Consider the following 21,106-nt stretch of genomic DNA (forward strand, 5'->3'; position numbering starts at 1 on the left):
AAAATCTGTTAGGATCCTAGGCCAAATAAATTCCCTACTGACAAAATACGTAAACTTTATAGGGAGAATGTCCGTAGTCGAGGAAATTTTTTTAAGAGATTTCTTATTTCTATGCCTTTAAAAAGAATGATGTGAAAAACAAAGGCGAAAACCAACCATAAGCATCGTTAAAGTGTTATGAAACAAAGGGCATTAGCTGGTATAATAACTACTATTAGTATGAACTAGCAGTTTTAGTTAAGGAGGATCTTCATGGAAGAGAAATTGAAAACCTTTTATCTTACAACCCCGATCTATTATCCGAGCGGCAATTTACATATCGGCCATGCGTATACGACAGTAGCTGGTGATGCAATGGCGCGCTATAAGAGACTGCGCGGCTATGATGTCATGTATTTGACAGGGACGGATGAGCATGGTCAAAAAATCCAGCGTAATGCTGAGGCAAAGGGCATCACTCCACAGCAATATGTAGATGAAATTGTCGAAGGCATCCAGGAGCTTTGGGGCAAGCTGGATATTTCCTATAATGATTTTATCCGTACGACCCAGGATCGCCATAAGCAAATTGTTGAGAAGATTTTTGCTCAGCTTCTGGAGCAGGGTGATATCTATCTTGATCAATATGAAGGCTGGTACTGTACTCCATGCGAATCCTTCTACACAGACAGACAGCTTGAAGATGGCAATTGCCCGGATTGCGGCCGTCCTGTCGAAAAAGTGAAGGAAGAGTCTTATTTCTTCAAAATGAGTAAATACGCAGACAGGCTGCTGAAGTACTATGAAGAGAATCCTGAATTTATACAGCCGGAATCCCGCAAGAATGAAATGATCAACAACTTCATCAAGCCTGGACTTGAAGATTTGGCCGTTTCACGGACAACGTTTGACTGGGGCGTGAAGGTCCCCGGCGACCCGAAGCATGTCATTTATGTATGGATTGATGCGTTATCCAACTATATCACCGCACTTGGCTATGGTACGGATGATGATTCCAAGTATTTGAACTATTGGCCTGCGGATGTCCATCTTGTCGGAAAAGAAATTGTCCGCTTCCATACTATTTACTGGCCAATCATGCTGATGGCGCTTGACCTTCCGCTTCCTAAAAAGGTTTTTGCCCATGGCTGGCTTTTAATGAAGGATGGAAAGATGTCGAAATCCAAGGGAAATGTAGTCGACCCAGTTACGCTGATTGACCGTTATGGCCTTGACGCTCTTCGCTACTACCTGCTTCGTGAAGTTCCATTTGGTTCTGATGGAGTATTCACGCCTGAAGGATTTGTCGAAAGGATCAATTTTGACCTTGCGAATGACCTTGGAAACTTGCTGAACAGAACGGTTGCAATGATCAATAAGTATTTCGGCGGCGAGATTCCAGCTTACAATGGCTCTGAAGGCGAGTTTGAGAAGCAGCTGCTCGAAATGAACAAAGAGACGGTCCAGAAGTACGAATACGCAATGGAGAAGATGGAATTTTCCGTGGCGCTTACGTCTGTATGGCAGCTGATCAGCCGCTGCAATAAGTTCATCGATGAGACACAGCCTTGGGTGCTGGCGAAGGATGAAGAAAAGAAAGCAGTTTTGGCAGACGTAATGGTTCACCTTGCTGAATCATTGAGAAGAGTGGCTGTCCTTCTGAAACCATTCTTAACAAGAACACCAGATAAAATCTTTGCCCAGCTGAATGTCGCTTCTGAAGCACTTCAAACCTGGGAAAGCCTTGAAGAATTCGGCCAGATTCCAGCAGGAACAAAGGTCGTTCAAGGTGAACCGATTTTCCCTCGCCTTGAATTGAAGGATGAAGTGGAATTCATCAAAGAAAAAATGCAGGGATCGGCTCCAGCTTCTGCACCTGTGGAAGAAAAACCTGAAGTCCAGGATGAGATTACGATTGATGACTTTATGAAAGTCGATCTGCGAGTAGCTCAAGTCGTACATGCTGAGCCTGTTAAAAAGGCTGATAAGCTGCTGAAGCTTCAATTGGATCTTGGTTATGAAAAGCGACAGGTCGTTTCCGGGATTGCGAAATATTATAAACCGGAAGACCTTGTCGGCAAAAAGGTGATTTGCGTGACAAATCTGAAGCCTGTCAAACTTCGCGGAGAGCTTTCCGAGGGAATGATTCTTGCAGGTGAAAAGGATGGCGTCATGTCATTAGCAACAGTTGATGATTCACTCTCAATCGGAGCAAAAGTAAAATAATACAATACGAACCTGGAAATGTTTCATGTGTAACATTTTCAGGTTTTTTGTGTTAAAAAGGCAATTTTTTTAAAAGAGTGATTTATGATAGAAAGAAAGTTAGACAGCAAGCATTCCCGACAATTGACGGGTTTTCATGAAACCGAATGCAAAAATTTGACCTGGACATTGAAAAAAAGTTATGATATCGACACAACTTTATCGCAATAATAAGAACATCGCAGTGGATCTATTCAAATCTTCATAATGCAGGGATAGAATGGAGCTGCAGGCACCAGCAAAGGAGTTTTGAAATGCTTTTTGATACACATGTACACTTAAATGCAGAACAATTCAATGAGGATCTCCAGGAGGTCATTGACCGGGGGCTTGCTGAGGGTGTGACGAACATGGTCGTTGTCGGATTCGATGAGGTAACGATCAAAAAAGCGATAGAACTCGCTGAAGGCTATGATTTTATCTATGCAAGCGTAGGGTGGCATCCAGTCGATGCAATTGATATGACAGAGGAACATCTGGAATGGCTGAGAGAACTGGCAGGCCATCCGAAAGTGGTGGCACTCGGTGAAATGGGCCTTGATTATTACTGGGACAAGTCACCGAAGGAAATCCAGAAAGAAGTCTTCCGCAAGCAAATCAAACTGGCAAAAGAAGTCCAGCTTCCTATCATCATACATAATCGAGAGGCAACCGCAGACATAGTTGAAATTTTAAAAGAGGAAAATGCAAGTGAAGTAGGCGGGATCATGCATTGCTACAGTGGCAGTGTGGAAACCGCGCTTGAATGCATCGATATGAACTTCTATATTTCGCTTGGCGGACCGGTTACCTTCAAAAATGCAAAAAAACCGAAGGAAGTGGCGGAGTCGATTCCAATGGAACGGCTGTTGGTTGAAACAGATTGCCCTTACCTGACACCGCATCCTTATCGCGGTAAGAGAAATGAACCAGCTTATGTAAAATTGGTGGCCGAACAGATTGCAGAACTGAAAGGGTTAACGCTCGAAGAAGTTGCAGGCGAAACTGCCAAAAATGCAAAAAAATTATTCGGCATAAAGTGATAAAGAATGTTGTCGATTTTTCAGCAAGGTTGTCCAAACTTTTTATGTTTCTAAAAAGTTCTACATGTCTCTCTAGCGACATAGGATAACCGTGTCGATAACTCTTGCTTTTCTTTTTATGGAGCATCTTGCATAATAGGGACTACGCTTGGCAAGGGTGTCTGGGTTGACAAGTCGGCAACAATATCTTTATAATCACTCCGAGAAGAGGAGGCGTTTTTCATCGTGATTAATAGTATGAAAAACCTGTTTTCCAAGACTTTGAGTAAAAAGAAACTGGTGATTTTTTCTGCTAGTTTCCTAGTTTTTGCCGCTGCTCTTGGGATCTTCATGTATGAAGGGACCAAAAAGACAGTCGCATTGACGCTGGATGGCGAAGAAAGAGTCATTAAGACACACGCAAATACAATCCAAGATATATTTAATGATCTCAAAATTTCATTGCGCTCAGAGGATTATTTATCGCTGGCGGCAGACACAGAGGTGAAAAACAACCTATCAATCGTGTGGAAGCCGGCAAAACAGGTAGAGCTGATACAAGATCAGGAAAAGAAAACGTATTGGACAGCAGCCGATACTGTAGAAGAGTTCCTGAAAGAACAGAATATCGCTATAAATGAACACGACAAGTTAAACCCAAACCCAGACGCTAAATTAAAGCAAGATTTGAAGATTGCCATTCAAAGAGCTTTCCCGCTCAAGCTTGTAGTAGGCGGAAAAGAGCAAGATGTATGGTCGACTTCGACTACGGTCGCTGACTTTTTATCACAGCAAGGAATCACACTGAACGAATTGGACCGTGTTGAACCTGGATTAAAGCAGACAGTCACAAAAGATGCCATGATTAATGTCATTCGCGTTGAAAAAGTCACCGATGTAGTGGAAGAACCAATTAGCTATGCAGTCGTTACGAAAAATGACAGCAAACTGGAAAAAGGGAAACAGAAAGTCGTAACAGAAGGTCAGGAAGGCCTACTTTCCAAGGAATATGAAGTCGTCCTTGAAAACGGCAAGGAAGTATCAAGAAAACTGATCAGTGAAAAGAAATTGAAAGAAAAACAGGATAAAGTCGTGGCAATGGGAACGAAGGTCATCGTAGCTCAAGTTTCCCGTGGTTCAAGTGAACCGGCAGGGAAGGAATTCTATGTTTCATCCACAGCCTACACTGCTAACTGCAACGGCTGCTCCGGTTATACAGCAACCGGCATCAATCTAAGAGCGAATCCTAACATAAAGGTCATCGCAGTGGATCCAAGTGTCATTCCTTTAGGCACAAAGGTATATGTTGAAGGCTACGGCTATGCAATTGCTGCAGATAAAGGATCAGCTATCAAAGGCAATAAAATCGATGTCTTTTTCGCATCTAAATCGGATGCCTATCGATGGGGCCGAAAGAAAGTCAAAATTAAAATCCTAAATTAATTCATGGATGCAGGGGAACCTTCCTCTGCATTTTTGTTTTTTCATTTTACGTTTAAGGTATAATAAGAAAGCATAATCGCTTAAAAAAGTTTACATCTATATAGACGATTATATTTCAAAAATGTTTCATTTATTTCAAAGAAAACTTATTTCTTTTTAAGTTTTTTAATAAAAAATTGAAGGGCCTTACATACAGCCCATTCAACTGTTTGAGCTAATCAATAAATAAACATTACACTTAGAGGAATGTCCAGCTCCAGCGCCTAACCCATCGAGACGCTTGTCTAGCTGCTGCTCCTAACTCCTCGAGACGTTTCGGCCCTGCCAATGAAGTCAAAGAGCGACTACACTGGCAGGTCCTCCAACGCTTGTCGGAGTTGGGCAGTCGCCTTCGCTTTTCGAGTTCGGTCCGCCCAATGAAGTCAAAGAACGACTTCACCGGTCGGCCCTCCAGCGCTTGTCGGGGCTGACCAAGGCGCTTACGCTTTCAAATGGAGGAACCATGAAATTAAAGGAAATCATTGTAGTTGAGGGTAAGGATGATACGACGGCGATCAGGCGCGCCGTTGATGCGGATACAATTGAAACGAATGGGTCGGCGATCAATGCCGAAACCATCGAGAAAATCCGGAATGCTCATGAAAAGCGGGGGGTCATTATTTTTACTGATCCGGATTTTCCTGGCGAAAAAATTCGCAAAACGATTTCTGAGCAGGTTGTTGGCTGTAAACACGCTTTTATCCCGAAGGAATTGGCCAAGCCTAAATCTGGCAGGGGTCTTGGTGTTGAACACGCATCTCCCGAGGTGATACGTGAAGCACTGAAAGATGCCCAGGTAATGGATGCAGAGGCCGTCGAGGAGATCACCCAGGAGGACTTGCTTGTAGCTGGGCTCATTGGCGGTCCCGGATCGAAGGAAAGACGGGAAAAGCTTGGCAGGCTGCTGAAGATCGGGTATACAAATGGCAAGCAGCTGCACAAGCGCTTGATGATGTTTCAAGTGAAAAGACAGGATTTCGCAGCGGCACTGGCAGAAATCCTTAAGGAGGAACAAAATGCATAAAGATATTGCGACCCCGGTGAGAACGAAGGAAATACTTGATAAATACGGCTTTTCTTTTAAAAAGAGCCTCGGACAGAACTTCTTGATCGATACGAATATCCTGAACCGTATCGTCGACCATGCAGAATTGACCGACCATAGCGGTGCCATCGAAATTGGACCTGGAATCGGTGCGTTGACAGAGCAGCTGGCGAAAAGAGCCGAAAAGGTAGTTGCATTCGAAATCGACCAGCGGTTGCTGCCGATATTGGAGGATACGCTGTCCCCCTACCCAAACGTCAAGGTCATCCATAGCGATGTACTGAAAGCAGATGTTCAGGCTGTGATGAAAGAGGAGTTTGGGAAACAAGAGGACGTCATGGTCGTGGCCAACCTGCCATATTACGTCACAACGCCTATCTTGATGAAGCTCCTTGAGGAAAGGCTGCCAATCAGAGGGATTGTTTGCATGCTGCAAAAGGAAGTTGGCGACAGGATTTCAGCCAAGCCGGGAACGAAGGAATATGGTTCATTGTCGATTGCAGTCCAGTATTATACGAAAGCCGAAACTGTGATGATTGTCCCGAAAACTGTGTTCATGCCACAGCCAAATGTGGACTCGGCTGTCATCCGGTTGACATTGCATGAAGAGCCGCCAGTAAAAGTAACGGATGAAAAGTTTTTCTTCCAAGTGACCAGATCAAGTTTTGCCCAGCGCCGTAAAACCATCTTAAATAACCTGACCAGCCAGCTGCCGGACGGAAAGCAGAAGAAAGAAAGTATACAGGCAGCGCTTCAGCAGGCAGGAGTGGAAGAATCGCGCAGGGGAGAAACTCTGACGATTGATGAATTTGCGCAATTGAGCAATGCGTTGTATCCATATTTTCATTAAAGCTCTTTCCATGAGGATCAATAGGCAACATTAAAGTCCGGAAAATTCCGGGCTTTTTTTGATGTTTGGTAATAAAAAGCGGAATTAAGGAATATAATCTATTTTTCCGGAAAATAGTCCTGCGACTCAGGAGTATATCAAGAATCTAAGGATTAAATTAGCCGGACTCAGGAATATCCTTCCCAAATGAACCACAGTGACTATCCTCCACAGCTTCAAAAAGCACATGTCTATGGGTAACTGCATATTTTATGTAAGAATACCATTCAGCGCAGCCTGTGTGCGGGGCAATTGGAGTGAGGATGATGAATATTAACCTCATGGATATCGTCGGCAGGGTTTCGCATCAATGCGATATAATGTTCCGGGTTATCGATATCAGAGAGAAACATGGAAAAAAAATTGCGATATTATATGGTGAGGATTTCCGATTGATTGCGGATGCGCCCTATGAAGATTTAATCAAAATCGATCCGGGTATGCGCATGAGGCTGACACAGGAATTCCGGTCACTTGAAGAACAGTCATATAAGCTTTTCAGGCAGGATGTTGATTTATTGCAGCAAAAACAAGAATATGAAGCTACAGAAGGGTATAGCAAGTCTTATAACTACTTTCAGATGCCTGGGAAGGTGCTCCATATTGATGGAGATCCGAATTATTTAAAAAAGTGCCTGACCCTATATGAGAAAGTCGGGGTCCCGGTGTATGGGTTCCATTGCAATGAAAAGGAAATGCCGGACAAAGTCGGGATGCTGCTTGATTATTATCGGCCTGATATTTTGGTCATCACCGGGCACGATGCTTATTCGAAGTCAAAAGGGACTATGGATGATATCAATGCTTATCGACACTCCAAGCATTTCGTCCAGACAGTAAGAGAGGCTCGAAAGAAAGTTCCCCATCTGGATCAGCTGGTCATTTTTGCCGGAGCATGCCAATCCCATTTTGAGTCATTGATCCATGCCGGGGCCAACTTTGCCAGTTCTCCTGCAAGAGTAAATATACATGCACTCGATCCGGTCTATATCGTCGCTAAAATCAGTTTTACCCCGTTCATGGAGCGAATCAACGTGTGGGATGTACTTCGCAATACATTGACTGGGGAGAAGGGGCTTGGCGGCATAGAAACAAAGGGTGTTTTAAGGACAGGAATGCCATATAATAAAAATTCGTCAGACTGAATAAAATACGGTCTGGCGTTTTTTTATTATTTTGGTACATATTTTAACGCATTAAAGGCTACTCTAAAATTGTTGAAATTTAGAGGAAAAAGAAGACCGAAATATATTGACTTTTAAATTTAAGTACTGTTATAATTTATGTTTTTGTTTGACTAAATAGTGTCAGCGTGTTATACTTTACACAGTGAGGTGGACCGAATGCCAAAAACATTATCGGATATCAAAAAAGCGCTTGATTCAAACTTAGGAAAAAGACTCATGCTAAAGGCCAACGGAGGACGGAGAAAGACGATTGAACGTTCTGGTGTGTTAGCGGAAACTTATCCTTCAGTTTTCGTCATCGAGCTTGACCAGGATGAAAATGCTTTTGAACGTGTTTCGTACAGCTACGCAGATGTTCTAACTGAAACAGTGGAAATTACCTTCTTTGAAGATACAACAGGATCAATAGCTTTGAGCTGATTTTTGGCTCAATGAGGTACAGGCAGTGAACTTTCGGGTTAGCTGCTTTTTATTTTGCCTTTTTTAAGAACTGACAGGATAAATAAGGCGCACATGAAAGTCTCCTTTTTCAAAAATACTAAGGTAACCGCGATGGTGAAAGGAGATGGTAGCATTGGGCAGAAGAAGAGGGATTATGTCTGAAAGGTTGAAGGAAGAGCTTGCGAAAGAACTTGGCTTCTATGATGTCGTCCAGAATGAGGGATGGGGCGGCATAAAGGCCAAGGATGCAGGAAATATGGTGAAGCGAGCGATCGAGCTGGCCGAACAGCAGCTTGCGAACCAGAACCGCTGACCCAGATAAAAATTCTTTAGAGACTGCCACACAGCTGTTTTCACACAGTTGCCAATAAAATTCAGATCCATCGCGGTGCCGGGGCTAATTGCTCCGGCCTTTTTTAATGGGGTAAAACGGAGTGGAGCTGCCATGTAGCCTTCTGCATTTCTAATTCTTTGTGAAATCACTGTATTCGCTATTATGCAAATGATAAAATAAAGGAATGTTTCTTGCAGGAGAGTCTAACTTATTTTACCCAAGGAAGAGTTATTAAAAAATGACAAACAGCGCTTGTCCGGACTGACCAAGGCGCTTGCGCTTTTCTTTGTCTAGCTCCAGCACCTAGCCCCTCGAGTCGCTTCGGTCCGCCCAATGAAGTCAAAGAGCGACTTCACTGGTCGGCCCTCCAGCGCTTGTCCGGACTGACCAAGGTGCTTGCGCTTTTCTTTTCTTTTTGTGGTAAAATAGGACAAAATGTGGAATTCGTTAAAGTAGGTGGAAGTTGTGAAGGTTTTAGTGAAGGCGCCGGCAAAGATCAATTTGTCATTGGATGTTTTGCACAAACGTCCGGACGGTTACCATGAGGTGGAAATGGTCATGACGACGATTGATTTGGCTGATCGCATTGAACTTAGTTTATTAGAAGAAGACAGGATTGTCATCCATTCCCATAATCGTTTTGTTCCGGATGATCAGCGGAATCTTGCTTACCAGGCAGCGCATCTGTTAAAGGAGAGGTTCCAGGTGAAGCAAGGAGTCCTCATAGGAATCGAGAAGACCATTCCTGTGGCAGCAGGCCTCGCGGGCGGCAGCAGTGATGCAGCGGCTACATTAAGGGGCTTGAATAAGCTTTGGAAGCTTGGTCTGTCATTGGACGAGCTGGCAGTGCTTGGCGCGGAAATTGGCTCGGATGTTTCTTTCTGTGTGTACGGAGGAACGGCGCTTGCTACAGGCAGAGGGGAAATAATCGAGCAACTGCCAGCACCACCGACGTGCTGGGTTGTATTAGCCAAACCGTTTATCGGTGTATCGACTGCGGAGGTATATCGCCGCCTTAATGTTGAAAAGGTTCAGCATCCGCTTACAAAGCAAATGATTTCCGCTATTGAAAATGGAGATTTCAATGGAGTCTGCAATAGTGTCGGAAATGTCTTGGAAGATGTGACGCTATCGCTATATCCTGAAGTGGCGCAAATAAAGGACCAAATGAAGCGATTCGGCGCCGATGCAGTCTTGATGAGCGGAAGCGGCCCGACAGTATTCAGCCTTGTGGCACATGATTCGCGAATGCATCGAATTTATAACGGTCTGCGAGGTTTTTGTGACCAGGTATTTGCAGTAAGAATGCTTGGAGAGCGACATACCCTTGATTAAATCCGTATAATGGTGGTATATTAACCTTAAATATTCGGATTTTGGAGGTTCTTGAATGAAATTTCGACGCAGCGAGCGTTTGATCGATATGACGACTTATTTACTGGAACATCCGCGCCAATTGGTACCGTTAACCTATTTTGCCGAGAAGTATGGTTCAGCTAAGTCCTCGATCAGTGAAGATCTCGGAATCATCAAAGAAACATTTGAACAGCGGGGAATCGGTGTCCTGCAGACCGTGCCAGGCGCGGCCGGCGGGGTGAAGTTCCACGTTCATGTCAGCGAGGAAAAAGCACGGAAGGCAATCGATGAACTGTGTACCATCATGGCAAGTCCTGACCGCTTGCTGCCGGGCGGCTATCTTTTCATGAACGATATCCTTGGCAATCCAGTAATTGTGCAGGAAGTCGGGAGGCTGCTCGCTTCTGCTTTTGCTGAAAAGGATATTGAGGTTGTCATGACCGTGGCGACAAAGGGAATACCAATTGCGTATGCAGTCGCCAGCCAATTGAATGTTCCTGTAGTGATTGTCAGAAGAGATAGCAAAGTGACTGAAGGTTCGACTGTAAGCATCAACTACGTTTCAGGTTCATCAAAAAGAATCCAGACAATGGTGCTATCAAAGCGGAGCCTTGCAGAGGGGTCGAAGGTGCTGATCGTCGATGACTTCATGAAAGCGGGCGGTACCGTGAATGGCATGATCAACTTGCTAGAGGAGTTCAATGCGGAGTTAGCGGGGATAGCGGTACTGGTTGAATCGGAGAACATTGAAGAGAGACTCGTCGATGAGTATCTCTCACTCGTACGCCTTTCAGATGTCGACGTAAGAGAACGTAAAATTACCGTGAGTGAAGGAAATTACTTCGCTCGCAGAGAATAGTTGTTCTATAAACAATAGATGGGGTGACAATATGAATATTGTACAGACTTCAAACGCGCCAGCCGCAATCGGTCCATATTCGCAGGGTGTGGTTGTGAACAATCTTTTCTACAGCTCTGGCCAGATTCCTCTGACTCCAGAGGGTGTAATGGTGGAGGGAGATATCCAGGCCCAGACTCATCAGGTATTCCAAAACCTGAAGGCAGTACTTGAGGCTGCAGGTGCTTCACTAGAAACAGTCGTAAAAGCAACAGTCTTCATTAAAAATATGGATGAATTCGCTCAATTAAATGAAGTGTATGCAGAGTATTTCAATGTGCATAAGCCAGCTCGCTCAACAGTAGAAGTGGCAAGACTGCCAAAGGATGCCCTGGTGGAAATTGAAGTAGTAGCGCTCGTTAAATAACGGGCGTTTTTTTATTTTGTATGAATGTTTCAAAACATCTGGAGTGGGACTTGAAAAATTGCAAGACAGCAAAGCTTGTGCCCGTGGAAAGCGAAAAATCGGTTTGACAGTCACAAGAAGGGACAACTTGTGCCTGTGAAAGAAGAGAAATCGGTTTGACTGTCACTAGAAGGGACAACTTATGCCCATGAAAGAAGAGAAATCGGTGTGACGGTCACAAGAAGGGACAACATCAAAAAGTTTTTCCTGTATAGGATTTTAAGAAAGCCCAAAAAAGTAATAAATTTTGAAAGGGAATTTATTATGCGTCAATAGCCAAAAAAGCCTATTTTATAGCCTTTTTAAAAGAGAAAAGGTTTTCAATAAGAAAAAATTCACAATTTTGCCCTATTTTTTCGAAAAAATTTTCTTGTAAAAGAAGGAGATTTGATTTCAACGTGGAATTATTTAACTAGAATTTTATCTATTTGTAAAGGTGGTGAACAGAATGGAAGTAACTGACGTAAGATTACGCCGCGTTAATACAGATGGACGGATGAGAGCGATCGCTTCCATCACGCTTGACAACGAGTTTGTTGTCCATGATATCAGGGTGATTGATGGAAACAACGGCCTATTTGTTGCAATGCCAAGTAAACGCACTCCTGATGGCGAGTTCCGTGATATTGCGCATCCGATCAATTCGGGCACACGCGGAAAAATCCAGGACGCTGTATTGGCAGAGTACCACCGTTTAGGTGAATTAGAAGTTGAATTCGAAGAAGCTGGCGCTTCCTAGGATATATAATTGCATAACATCAAGAGCCTGCTGCATAAGTTAGGCTCTTTTTTATTTCCCCGGTTTGTCCGCTGGTTAAACCTATTTTTCCAAAAGTCTCTTCGGAACTTGTCCAGCTGCGGCTCCTAACTCCCCGAGACGCTTGTCTAGTGTCGCCTCCTAGAAACTCCGAAACTTCAACTCCGCCGGCAGAAGCAAAAAGCGCTTCTTTGTCGGAGTCTCCAGTTTCTGTGTTTCTGGACAGTCGGCTATACTTTTCGATTTCGGTCCTGCCGATGAAGTCAAAGAACGACTTCACTGTCAGGCCCTCCAGCGCTTTTCGGAGTTGGACAGCCGCCTCCACTTTTCGGCATATACCTTCCCCCCTAAACTGACAAATAATTGTACTTGTTCTTCTATTCTTGAAATGGCCGGCTATTTAAGATATATTCGTAATGGATAAAAAGGTAAATTGGAGGCCTGCTAATGTCTAATCGTTATGCAATCATTTTAGCAGCCGGTCAGGGAACAAGAATGAAGTCTAAATTGTACAAAGTTCTTCACCCTGTATGCGGCAAGCCAATGGTACAGCATGTAATTGACCAGGTGAAAAGTCTTGATATAAACGAAATCGTGACCATTGTCGGTCATGGAGCAGAAAAAGTGAAAGAGCAGCTTGGTGAAGTGAGCCAGTATGCCCTGCAGGCAGAACAGCTGGGTACAGCTCATGCTGTGCAGCAGGCAGGAGACATGCTCGCTGATAAAGAAGGGGTCACAATCGTCGTTTGCGGTGATACTCCTTTGATCAAAGGTGAAACAATGGAAGCCCTTTTCAAACATCATGAAGAGACAAGCGCAAAAGCAACCATCCTCACTGCAAGAGCTGAAGATCCGACTGGCTACGGCCGTATCGTCCGGAACTCTGAAGGCTTTGTCGAGAAAATCGTCGAACATAAGGATGCGAATGAGCAGGAAAGAAGCATCAATGAGATCAATACAGGTACATATTGCTTCGACAACAAAATGTTATTCGAGGCAATCCAGAATGTATCAAATGATAATGTCCAGGGTGAGTACTATCTTCCAGATGTTATTGAAATTTTGAAAAATCAGGGCGAGATTGTATCTGCGTATGTGACAGATAACTTCGCAGAGACACTCGGCGTCAATGACCGCGTTGCTCTTGCACAAGCGGAACGCACGATGAAAAATCGGATCAATGAGTATCATATGCGCAATGGCGTATCAATCATTGACCCTGATAACACGTATATTGGACCAGACGTGAAGGTTGGACAAGATACGGTTATTTTCCCGGGAACAACTCTTTCTGGCGCCACAGTCATCGGTTCTGATTGCCAGATTGGACCTAATACGGAAATCAGCAACTGCGAGATTGGCAATAATACAGTTATCCGCCAATCAGCGGCTTTTGACAGCAAGATTGGCTCCGAAGTCAACATTGGGCCTTTCGCGCATATCAGGCCTGATTCTGATATTCATGATGAAGTGAAGATCGGCAATTTTGTCGAAATTAAGAAAGCGGTATTTGGCAAAGGAAGCAAAGCTTCCCACCTTAGCTATATCGGTGATGCAGAAGTCGGTGCTGATGTGAATATCGGCTGCGGCTCGATCACAGTGAATTATGATGGCAAAAACAAGTTCCTGACGAAGATTGAAGACGGTGTATTCATTGGCTGTAATTCAAATCTTGTTGCACCAGTGACGATTGGAAAAGGCGCGTATGTAGCAGCCGGCTCCACGATCACTGAAGATGTTCCAGGTGAGGCACTGGCGCTTGCACGTGCTCGTCAAGTCAACAAAGAAGATTATGTAGGGAAAATGAACGTAAAGAAATAAGAGTCTTGGAGGTCCAAAATGTCAAACCAGTATCTTGACCCAAATTTGAAGGTTTTTTCACTTAACTCAAATGTTGAACTTGCCCAGGAAATCGCAAAGGTAATCGGGGTAGAGCTAGGTAAATGCTCTGTATCCCAGTTCAGCGACGGAGAAATCCAGATTAACATTGAAGAAAGCATCCGTGGCTGTGATGTATATGTCATCCAGTCGACTAGCTCTCCAGTTAATGAAAACATCATGGAATTGCTTATTATGATCGACGCATTGAAGCGCGCATCTGCTAAAACAATCAATATTGTTATGCCATATTACGGCTATGCAAGGCAGGACCGCAAAGCCCGTGCTCGTGAGCCAATCACAGCCAAGCTTGTGGCAAATCTGCTTGAGACAGCTGGCGCTACCCGCGTGATCACGCTTGACCTTCACGCTCCGCAAATTCAAGGATTCTTCGATATTCCAATCGACCACTTGATGGGTGTGCCAATCCTTGCTGATCACTTCAAGAGCAAGGAATTGAACGGAGACGTTGTCATTGTATCTCCTGACCATGGCGGTGTTACACGTGCAAGGAAGATGGCTGAAAGATTGAAAGCGCCAATCGCGATCATCGATAAGCGTCGTCCAAAGCCAAATGTGGCGGAAGTCATGAACATCGTTGGTAATATTGAAGGCAAGGTTGCCATCTTGATTGACGATATTATTGATACTGCAGGAACGATTACATTGGCTGCCAATGCATTGGTTGAAAATGGCGCACTAGAAGTATACGCTTGCTGTACGCACCCTGTATTGTCAGGTCCAGCCATTGAGCGTATCGAAAACTCCAAGATTAAAGAACTGGTTGTGACAAATTCAATCGCGCTTGCTGAAGAAAAGCGCGTTGAAAAAATCCACCAGCTGTCAGTTGCCCCATTGATTGGGGAAGCGATCATCCGCGTCCACGAAGAGCAATCTGTCAGCACATTGTTTGATTGATTTTTATAAGAAAATTCAGGCTTGCCATGCGGCAAGCCTACTCTTGTTTCTAGTTGCTTAAAATATAGCAGGTTGAGACCATGGCGCATGTGCTTTTTACATACCTTACCGTTGAAAAGGCTGGGGCTGTCAAAAAAGCTGGTTATTGTGACAGGTTCCAAGGAAACAGGGCCAAAGCTGTCAAGAAAAGCTGATTATTGTGACAGGGTTTGACGATACGGGATCAAAGCTGTCAAGAAAAGCTGGATATTGTGACAGGTTTCAAGGAAACAGGGCCAAAGCTGTCAAGAAAAGCTCGCTATTGTGACAGGTTTCAAGGAAACAGGGCCAAAGCTGTCAAGAAAAGCTCGCTATTGTGACAGGTTACAAGGAAACAGAGCCAAAGCTGTCAAGAAAAGCTCGTTATTGTGACAGGTTACAAGGAAACAGAGCCAAAGCTGTCAAGAAAAGCTCGTTATTGTGACAGGTTTCAGGGAAACAGAGCCAAAGCTGTCAAAAAAAGCTGGTTATTGTGACAGGTTTCAAGGAAACAGAGCTAAAGCTGTCAAGAAAAGCTCGCTATTGTGACAGGTTCCAAGGAAACAGGGTCAAAGCTGTCAAGAAAAGCTAGTTATTATGACAGGGTTTGACGATACGGGATCAAAGCTGTCAAGAAAAGGATGTTATTGTGACAGGTTCCAAGGAAACAGGGTCAAAGCTGTCAAAAACCCCTTAGCAATTTCCGAGGAAAATGAAGAGCTGGAACGATGGTCAACAGCTGTGTTTAACAGAGACATCCATGCTAATAAAAATTTGTACTAAGGCACATCTCACAAAAAGTATAACGTTTAGACCTTCCTATTTTGGGGCATTTTTTATATAGACAAGAACTTACGAAATAGGAAGGGGACAAAACCATGAGTGCAACATTGAAAGCAACTGAGCGAACAGGTACTCAACGTTCTGCCTTGAGGAAATTACGCCAGGAGGGCAATATTCCGGCAGTGGTCTATGGAAGGAAGACTGATAGCAAATCGATCTATGTTGACAGCATCGAGTTTGTGAAGACCATCCGTGAAAATGGACGTAATGGAGTCATTTCTCTTGATGTTGGCGGCAGCCAGCATAGTGTCATGCTGACTGATTACCAGGAAGACCATATCAAGAAGGAAATCCTTCATGCTGATTTCCTTGTGGTCGATAAAAGCTCCAAGGTACATGCAAGCGTCCGTTTGAACATCGTTGGCGATGCAGCTGGTGTCAAGGATGGCGGCGTCCTTCAGCAGCCAATCCACGAGGTGAACATCACAGCGACTCCAGGAAATATCCCTGAGAGCATTGATGTGGATGTCACGAACCTGCAAGTTAATGAAAACCTGACACTTGCTGATATCAAAACAGGGAATTATGAAATAAACGATGACGAAAACACGGTAGTCGTTTCGATCCTTCCTCCTAAAGTGGAAGAAGAAATCAATTCCGGTGAAGAACAAGAACCAGGAGAGCCTGAGAATGAAGAAGGAAGAGAAACAGAAGCGAGCGGAGAATAAAGCAGTACGAGACGTAGCCTGAAAAAGGTTACGTCTTTTGCGGTTTTCATGTACATTAGATATATAGATGTTCTTTCAGTCCTCCCATGAATTAAGGGAGTATGGCGATGGGAAGAAATGATATGTGTTTGGTTAGGGGTGTGGAAAGTGAAGTTATTTGTTGGACTTGGGAATCCAGGGAGGCAATACGATAAAACAAGGCATAACATCGGCTTTGAAGTCATCGATGAGTTATCAAAGCGCTGGAATATCCCGTTGGATCAGGCAAAGCATAAAGGTTTATATGGAAAAGGATTCGTTGGCGGTGAAAAGGTCATCTTGCTCAAGCCTTTAACGTATATGAACCTTTCTGGTGAATCAATCAGGGCTGTTATGGATTTTTATGATATCGATCTCGAGGATTTGGTCGTGATCTATGACGATCTCGATATGCCTACCGGCAGGATCAGATTGCGCCAAAAAGGCAGCGCAGGCGGCCATAATGGGATTAAGTCGACGATTGCCCATACTGGGACACAGGAATTCAAGCGAATCAGGGTAGGCATCAGCCGGCCGACAAATGGGATGGCGATAACGGATTGGGTACTTGGCCGTTTTACTGCCGAAGAAAATGAAAAGATGGCCGAGGCTGTCATGAAATCTGCCGATGCTTGTGAAGAATGGATGAAAAGGCCTTTCTTAGAAGTGATGAACACATTCAATCAATAATGTAATTTAGAAAGAAAAACGAATTAAACATGCCAATCTCTTGATCAAGTAATATAATGTAAAAAAAGAAACATACAATAGGCTAAGTGCATAAGTTCCTGCCAAAGAGTCAATAATGTATAATGACTTATTTTGGGAGGGACGGGCATGGCTATACATTATCATTGCCGTCATTGCGGCATAAATATCGGCTCACTGGACAGATTGTCTGTCCACAGTGAAAGTTTAGGGCTGCATAAGCTGACCGAGGAAGAGCGCCAGGAGATGGTATCTTACGCAGGAAATGGTGACATCAATATAAAAACAATCTGTGAAGACTGTCAGGAAGCCCTGGAACGCAACCCGGACTTCCACCAGCATGACTACCTGATTCACTGAAAAGCTTTGGATTCCATATCCAAAGCATTTTTCTGTTTGTATATTGGCCGTATTTTCAAAAGTAAAGATTAGCATTTTTTTATAGAGAGGGAGAGGTTTGGATGCAGGGGCTGAAAGCTCTATTTAGTCATCAGGATGATGTCCAATCTGTTATTTCCGGAATGGATGAGGGGCTCAGGGAACAGCTCGTCGCAGGCCTGTCTGGTTCGGCAAGGACGGTCTTTTTAGCCGCCATCTACGAACAGACGAAGCGACCCGTCCTGATCGTGACACATAATTTATTGCAAGCGCAAAAACAATATGATGATCTTGTGAATTTAATAGGGGAAAATGATGTCTATCTTTACCCGGCAAATGAATTGATTGCCGCTGAAATAAGTATTTCAAGTCCAGAACTGAAGGCACAAAGGATAGAAGCTCTGAATCATTGGACTAAGAAAAGTTCGGGTATCGTGATTGTCCCGATGGCCGGCTTAAGGAAGCTGCTTCCGCCGAAGGATTTATGGGCAAAATTCCAGCTGACTTTCAAGCTTGGCGAAGAAATCGATCTCGATTCGGTTCTCAACCGGTTTGTCAGCATGGGATATGTCAGGGCAGGAATGGTATCGGCTCCTGGTGAATTCAGCGTCCGCGGCGGTATTATCGATATCTACCCGCTGACATCCGCAGATCCGATCAGGATTGAGTTATTTGATGCGGAGGTCGATTCCATCAGGACATTCTCGCTAGAGGATCAGCGTTCGAAGGAAAAAATGAAAACGGTCGCCATTGGGCCGGCGACAGAACATCCAATCGAAAGTGAACAGCTGGATCGTTTGGTTACGGGGCTTGAAAGCGGACTCTCAAGCAGTTTAAAGAAGCTCAAGGATGATAAAGCAAAGACTTTGCTGTCACAAAATATTGGCTATGAATTGGAACAGCTCCGCAATGGACAAATACCTGACCAACTTTTCAAGTATCTATCTATAGCCTACGAAAAGCCTCAAAGTTTAATAGATTACTTGCCGTCAAAAGGTTTCCTGTTCATTGATGAAATAAGCAGAGTACAGGAAATGAATGAGTCACTTGGCAAGGAAGAAGCGGAATGGTATACGAGCCTCCTTGGTGAAGGCCAGATCACACATGACCTGAAAATTTCACACCAGCTTCCTGACTTGATGAGTAAAGCCGGAAAGCCGATTGTGTATTTATCGTTATTTTTAAGGCATGTTCCTAACACGAGTCCGCAAAACATCATCAATATATCCTGCAAACAGATGCAGAACTTCCACGGACAGATGCATGTGCTGAAAGGGGAAGTCGATCGCTGGCGCAAAGGAAACTATGCAGTCGTATTCCTTGGACCGGATGCTGAAAGAGTCAAAAAGCTTGAGCGGGTTCTGGAAGACTATGAAATCGATGCAGTAAAAGTAAGCGGTAAGCAGGAATTGCTGCCTGGGAAAGTACAGATCATCCAGGGCAGCCTGAATACGGGTTTTGAATTTCCGATCCAGAAGATTGCTGTGATTACGGAAGAAGAGCTTTTTAATAAGAAAACGAAAAAACCTGCAAGAAGGCAGAAGCTGTCAAATGCCGAGAGGATCAAGAGCTATTCTGAACTTAAGATTGGCGACTATGTTGTTCATGTGAACCATGGTATCGGTAAATACCTGGGCATTGAAACGCTCGTGATCAATGGCATCCATAAGGATTATCTCCATATCCGCTACCAGGGTACAGATAAGCTTTATGTCCCGGTCGAGCAGATTGACCTTGTCCAAAAATACGTTGGCTCAGAAGGAAAAGAGCCTAAGGTCTATAAGCTCGGCGGAAGCGATTGGAAACGGGTCAAGAGCAAGGTCCAGTCCTCTGTCCAGGATATTGCGGACGACTTGATCAAGCTTTACGCAGAGCGTGAGGCCAGCGTCGGGCATGCTTTCTCTCCTGATGGCGAGATGCAGCGGGACTTTGAATCTTCCTTCCCGTATCAGGAAACAGAAGATCAGGCTAGATCCATCCATGAAATCAAGCTCGATATGGAACGGGAGCGCCCGATGGATCGCCTGCTGTGTGGAGATGTTGGCTATGGTAAAACAGAGGTCGCAATCAGGGCTGCTTTCAAGGCGATTGCCGATGGTAAGCAGGTAGCCTTCCTGGTGCCAACAACCATCCTTGCGCAGCAGCATTATGAGACACTCAGGGAAAGGTTCCAGGACTTCCCGATTAACATCGGCTTGTTGAGCAGGTTCCGTACCCGCAAGCAGCAGACGGAGACGATCAAGGGGTTAAAAGCTGGAAGTGTGGATATTGTCGTCGGAACCCACAGGCTGTTATCAAAGGAGATCACCTACAGAGACCTTGGCCTGCTGATCATAGATGAAGAACAAAGATTTGGGGTTACCCATAAGGAAAAAATCAAGAAACTGAAAACAAATGTTGATGTCCTGACTTTGACAGCGACTCCTATTCCAAGGACGCTGCATATGTCGATGCTTGGTGTCAGGGACTTATCCGTCATCGAGACACCGCCAGAGAACCGCTTCCCTGTCCAGACATATGTAATGGAATACAACGGAGGGCTTGTCCGCGAGGCGATTGAACGCGAGCTTGCCAGGGACGGACAAGTATATTTCCTTTATAACCGTGTGGAAGACATCGAGCGGAAGGCGGAAGAAATTTCAATGCTTGTGCCGGATGCCCGTGTCACTTTTGCCCATGGCCGCATGACCGAAAATGAACTGGAATCGGTGATGCTTGGATTCCTTGAAGGTGAATATGATGTCCTTGTCAGCACCACGATCATTGAAACGGGTGTGGATATTCCGAATGTCAATACATTGATTGTTTATGATGCGGATAAAATGGGTCTCTCCCAGCTCTACCAGCTTAGAGGAAGGGTAGGTCGCTCCAACAGGGTTGCCTATGCTTACTTTACCTACCGGAAAGATAAAGTGCTCACCGAGGTTGCTGAAAAACGTCTCCAGGCCATCAAGGAGTTCACGGAGCTGGGCTCTGGATTCAAGATTGCGATGCGTGACCTATCAATCCGCGGTGCCGGTAACCTGTTAGGCGCCCAGCAGCATGGCTTTATTGATTCGGTCGGTTTCGATCTGTATTCCCAGATGCTTAAGGAAGCGATAGAAGAACGGAAGCCGGAAAAAGACCAAGTCCGCAAACCTTCGATTGAAATCGATCTTGAGCTTGATGCCTATATACCTGATAGCTATATCTCTGATGGACACCAGAAAATCGAGATGTATAAGCGTTTCCGTGGTATCGAGTCATTGAGGGATGTTGACGAACTAAAAGAAGAAATCACTGACAGATTCGGAGATTACCCAGCAGAAGTTGAAGCATTATTTAAAGTGGCGGAACTCAAGGTATATGCCATCACCGCAGGCGTCGAATCGATTAAAATGGCAAAACAGGATGTGACAATCCTTTTAACAGAGGATGGAAGCAGCCGGATCGACGGACAAAAGGTATTCAAGCTTAGCAGCCAGTACAGGAATGCAGTGGGTCTTGGAATGGAAGGCAATAAGCTGAAAATGGTTGTCCACACCAGAGGAATGAAAAATGACCGTTGGTTCGAGATTACTTTCGAGATGATCAGGGGACTTCACGACTCCCAAAAAGAACAGGAAAATACAGTATCGTAATCATGTGGAAATATTTT

Annotated in this window: 19 protein-coding genes; 18 read left to right on the forward strand and 1 reads right to left on the reverse strand. The window is 44.5% G+C overall.

The annotated features are described in order from the left end of the window. Positions 1–252: 252 nt before the first annotated feature. The 12 genes from metG (at position 253) to spoVG (ending at position 12,022) form a co-directional block, all read left to right on the forward strand. Positions 253–2,205 (forward strand): methionine--tRNA ligase, encoded by a 1,953-nt coding sequence (gene metG / locus RH061_RS00255; RefSeq protein ID WP_311073184.1) that lies wholly within the window; start codon positions 253–255, stop codon positions 2,203–2,205. 293 nt (positions 2,206–2,498) lie between these two features. Next, on the forward strand, positions 2,499–3,266 hold the full coding sequence (locus tag RH061_RS00260) for a TatD family hydrolase (RefSeq protein ID WP_311073185.1): 768 nt from the start codon (positions 2,499–2,501) through the stop codon (positions 3,264–3,266). A gap of 237 nt (positions 3,267–3,503) precedes the next feature. After that, complete coding sequence (locus RH061_RS00265; protein WP_311076219.1) at positions 3,504–4,688, forward strand: resuscitation-promoting factor; 1,185 nt, start codon at positions 3,504–3,506, stop codon at positions 4,686–4,688. Positions 4,689–5,190: 502 nt separating this feature from the next. Beyond that, positions 5,191–5,751 carry a ribonuclease M5 gene (gene rnmV / locus RH061_RS00270; protein WP_311073186.1) on the forward strand — a complete coding sequence of 187 codons (561 nt, stop codon included), beginning with the start codon at positions 5,191–5,193 and terminating at the stop codon, positions 5,749–5,751. Further along, positions 5,744–6,622, forward strand: coding sequence for a 16S rRNA (adenine(1518)-N(6)/adenine(1519)-N(6))-dimethyltransferase RsmA (gene rsmA, locus RH061_RS00275; RefSeq protein WP_311073188.1), 879 nt, complete (start codon positions 5,744–5,746; stop codon positions 6,620–6,622). Before rnmV ends, rsmA begins: the two co-directional genes overlap by 8 nt. A 305-nt stretch (positions 6,623–6,927) precedes the next feature. Beyond that, positions 6,928–7,806, forward strand: a complete 879-nt coding sequence (yabG, locus tag RH061_RS00280; RefSeq protein WP_311076220.1) for a sporulation peptidase YabG — start codon at positions 6,928–6,930, stop codon at positions 7,804–7,806. Positions 7,807–8,004: 198 nt separating this feature from the next. Continuing rightward, positions 8,005–8,268 (forward strand): biofilm formation stimulator Veg, encoded by a 264-nt coding sequence (gene veg / locus RH061_RS00285; RefSeq protein ID WP_023613322.1) that lies wholly within the window; start codon positions 8,005–8,007, stop codon positions 8,266–8,268. A gap of 154 nt (positions 8,269–8,422) precedes the next feature. Continuing rightward, positions 8,423–8,602 (forward strand): small, acid-soluble spore protein, alpha/beta type, encoded by a 180-nt coding sequence (locus RH061_RS00290; protein WP_041967995.1) that lies wholly within the window; start codon positions 8,423–8,425, stop codon positions 8,600–8,602. Between the two features lie 486 nt (positions 8,603–9,088). Then, positions 9,089–9,958: a 4-(cytidine 5'-diphospho)-2-C-methyl-D-erythritol kinase gene (gene ispE / locus RH061_RS00295; RefSeq protein ID WP_396654841.1), complete on the forward strand. Its 870-nt coding sequence runs from the start codon at positions 9,089–9,091 to the stop codon at positions 9,956–9,958. A 55-nt stretch (positions 9,959–10,013) separates the two neighbouring features. Further along, complete coding sequence (purR, locus tag RH061_RS00300; protein WP_311073193.1) at positions 10,014–10,838, forward strand: pur operon repressor; 825 nt, start codon at positions 10,014–10,016, stop codon at positions 10,836–10,838. A gap of 31 nt (positions 10,839–10,869) precedes the next feature. Next, complete coding sequence (locus RH061_RS00305; RefSeq protein ID WP_167834216.1) at positions 10,870–11,244, forward strand: RidA family protein; 375 nt, start codon at positions 10,870–10,872, stop codon at positions 11,242–11,244. Between the two features lie 487 nt (positions 11,245–11,731). Continuing rightward, positions 11,732–12,022 carry a septation regulator SpoVG gene (spoVG, locus tag RH061_RS00310; protein WP_023613316.1) on the forward strand — a complete coding sequence of 97 codons (291 nt, stop codon included), beginning with the start codon at positions 11,732–11,734 and terminating at the stop codon, positions 12,020–12,022. A gap of 19 nt (positions 12,023–12,041) precedes the next feature. On the opposite strand, the gene RH061_RS00315 is transcribed toward spoVG, so the two are convergent. Then, positions 12,042–12,320, reverse strand: a complete 279-nt coding sequence (locus RH061_RS00315) for a hypothetical protein (protein WP_311073194.1) — start codon at positions 12,318–12,320, stop codon at positions 12,042–12,044. 167 nt (positions 12,321–12,487) lie between these two features. Here RH061_RS00315 and glmU point away from each other — a divergent pair, with 167 nt between their 5' ends. The 6 genes from glmU to mfd all read left to right on the forward strand — a co-directional run bounded on the left by glmU (position 12,488) and on the right by mfd (position 21,089). Then, positions 12,488–13,861, forward strand: a complete 1,374-nt coding sequence (glmU, locus tag RH061_RS00320) for a bifunctional UDP-N-acetylglucosamine diphosphorylase/glucosamine-1-phosphate N-acetyltransferase GlmU (protein ID WP_311073195.1) — start codon at positions 12,488–12,490, stop codon at positions 13,859–13,861. Between the two features lie 18 nt (positions 13,862–13,879). After that, the gene (locus RH061_RS00325) at positions 13,880–14,836 is read left to right on the forward strand and encodes a ribose-phosphate diphosphokinase (protein ID WP_102264801.1); all 957 of its coding nucleotides are present in this window, start codon (positions 13,880–13,882) and stop codon (positions 14,834–14,836) included. Between the two features lie 896 nt (positions 14,837–15,732). Then, positions 15,733–16,365, forward strand: coding sequence for a 50S ribosomal protein L25/general stress protein Ctc (locus RH061_RS00330; RefSeq protein ID WP_311073197.1), 633 nt, complete (start codon positions 15,733–15,735; stop codon positions 16,363–16,365). 147 nt (positions 16,366–16,512) lie between these two features. Beyond that, positions 16,513–17,073, forward strand: coding sequence for an aminoacyl-tRNA hydrolase (gene pth / locus RH061_RS00335; protein ID WP_311073198.1), 561 nt, complete (start codon positions 16,513–16,515; stop codon positions 17,071–17,073). Between the two features lie 147 nt (positions 17,074–17,220). After that, the gene (locus RH061_RS00340) at positions 17,221–17,451 is read left to right on the forward strand and encodes an anti-sigma-F factor Fin (protein ID WP_311073200.1); all 231 of its coding nucleotides are present in this window, start codon (positions 17,221–17,223) and stop codon (positions 17,449–17,451) included. A 101-nt stretch (positions 17,452–17,552) separates the two neighbouring features. Further along, positions 17,553–21,089, forward strand: a complete 3,537-nt coding sequence (gene mfd / locus RH061_RS00345; RefSeq protein ID WP_311073201.1) for a transcription-repair coupling factor — start codon at positions 17,553–17,555, stop codon at positions 21,087–21,089. Positions 21,090–21,106 lie beyond the last annotated feature (17 nt).

It is taken from the genome of Mesobacillus jeotgali (genome assembly GCF_031759225.1).
GTDB lineage: Bacteria > Bacillota > Bacilli > Bacillales > Cytobacillaceae > Mesobacillus > Mesobacillus jeotgali_B.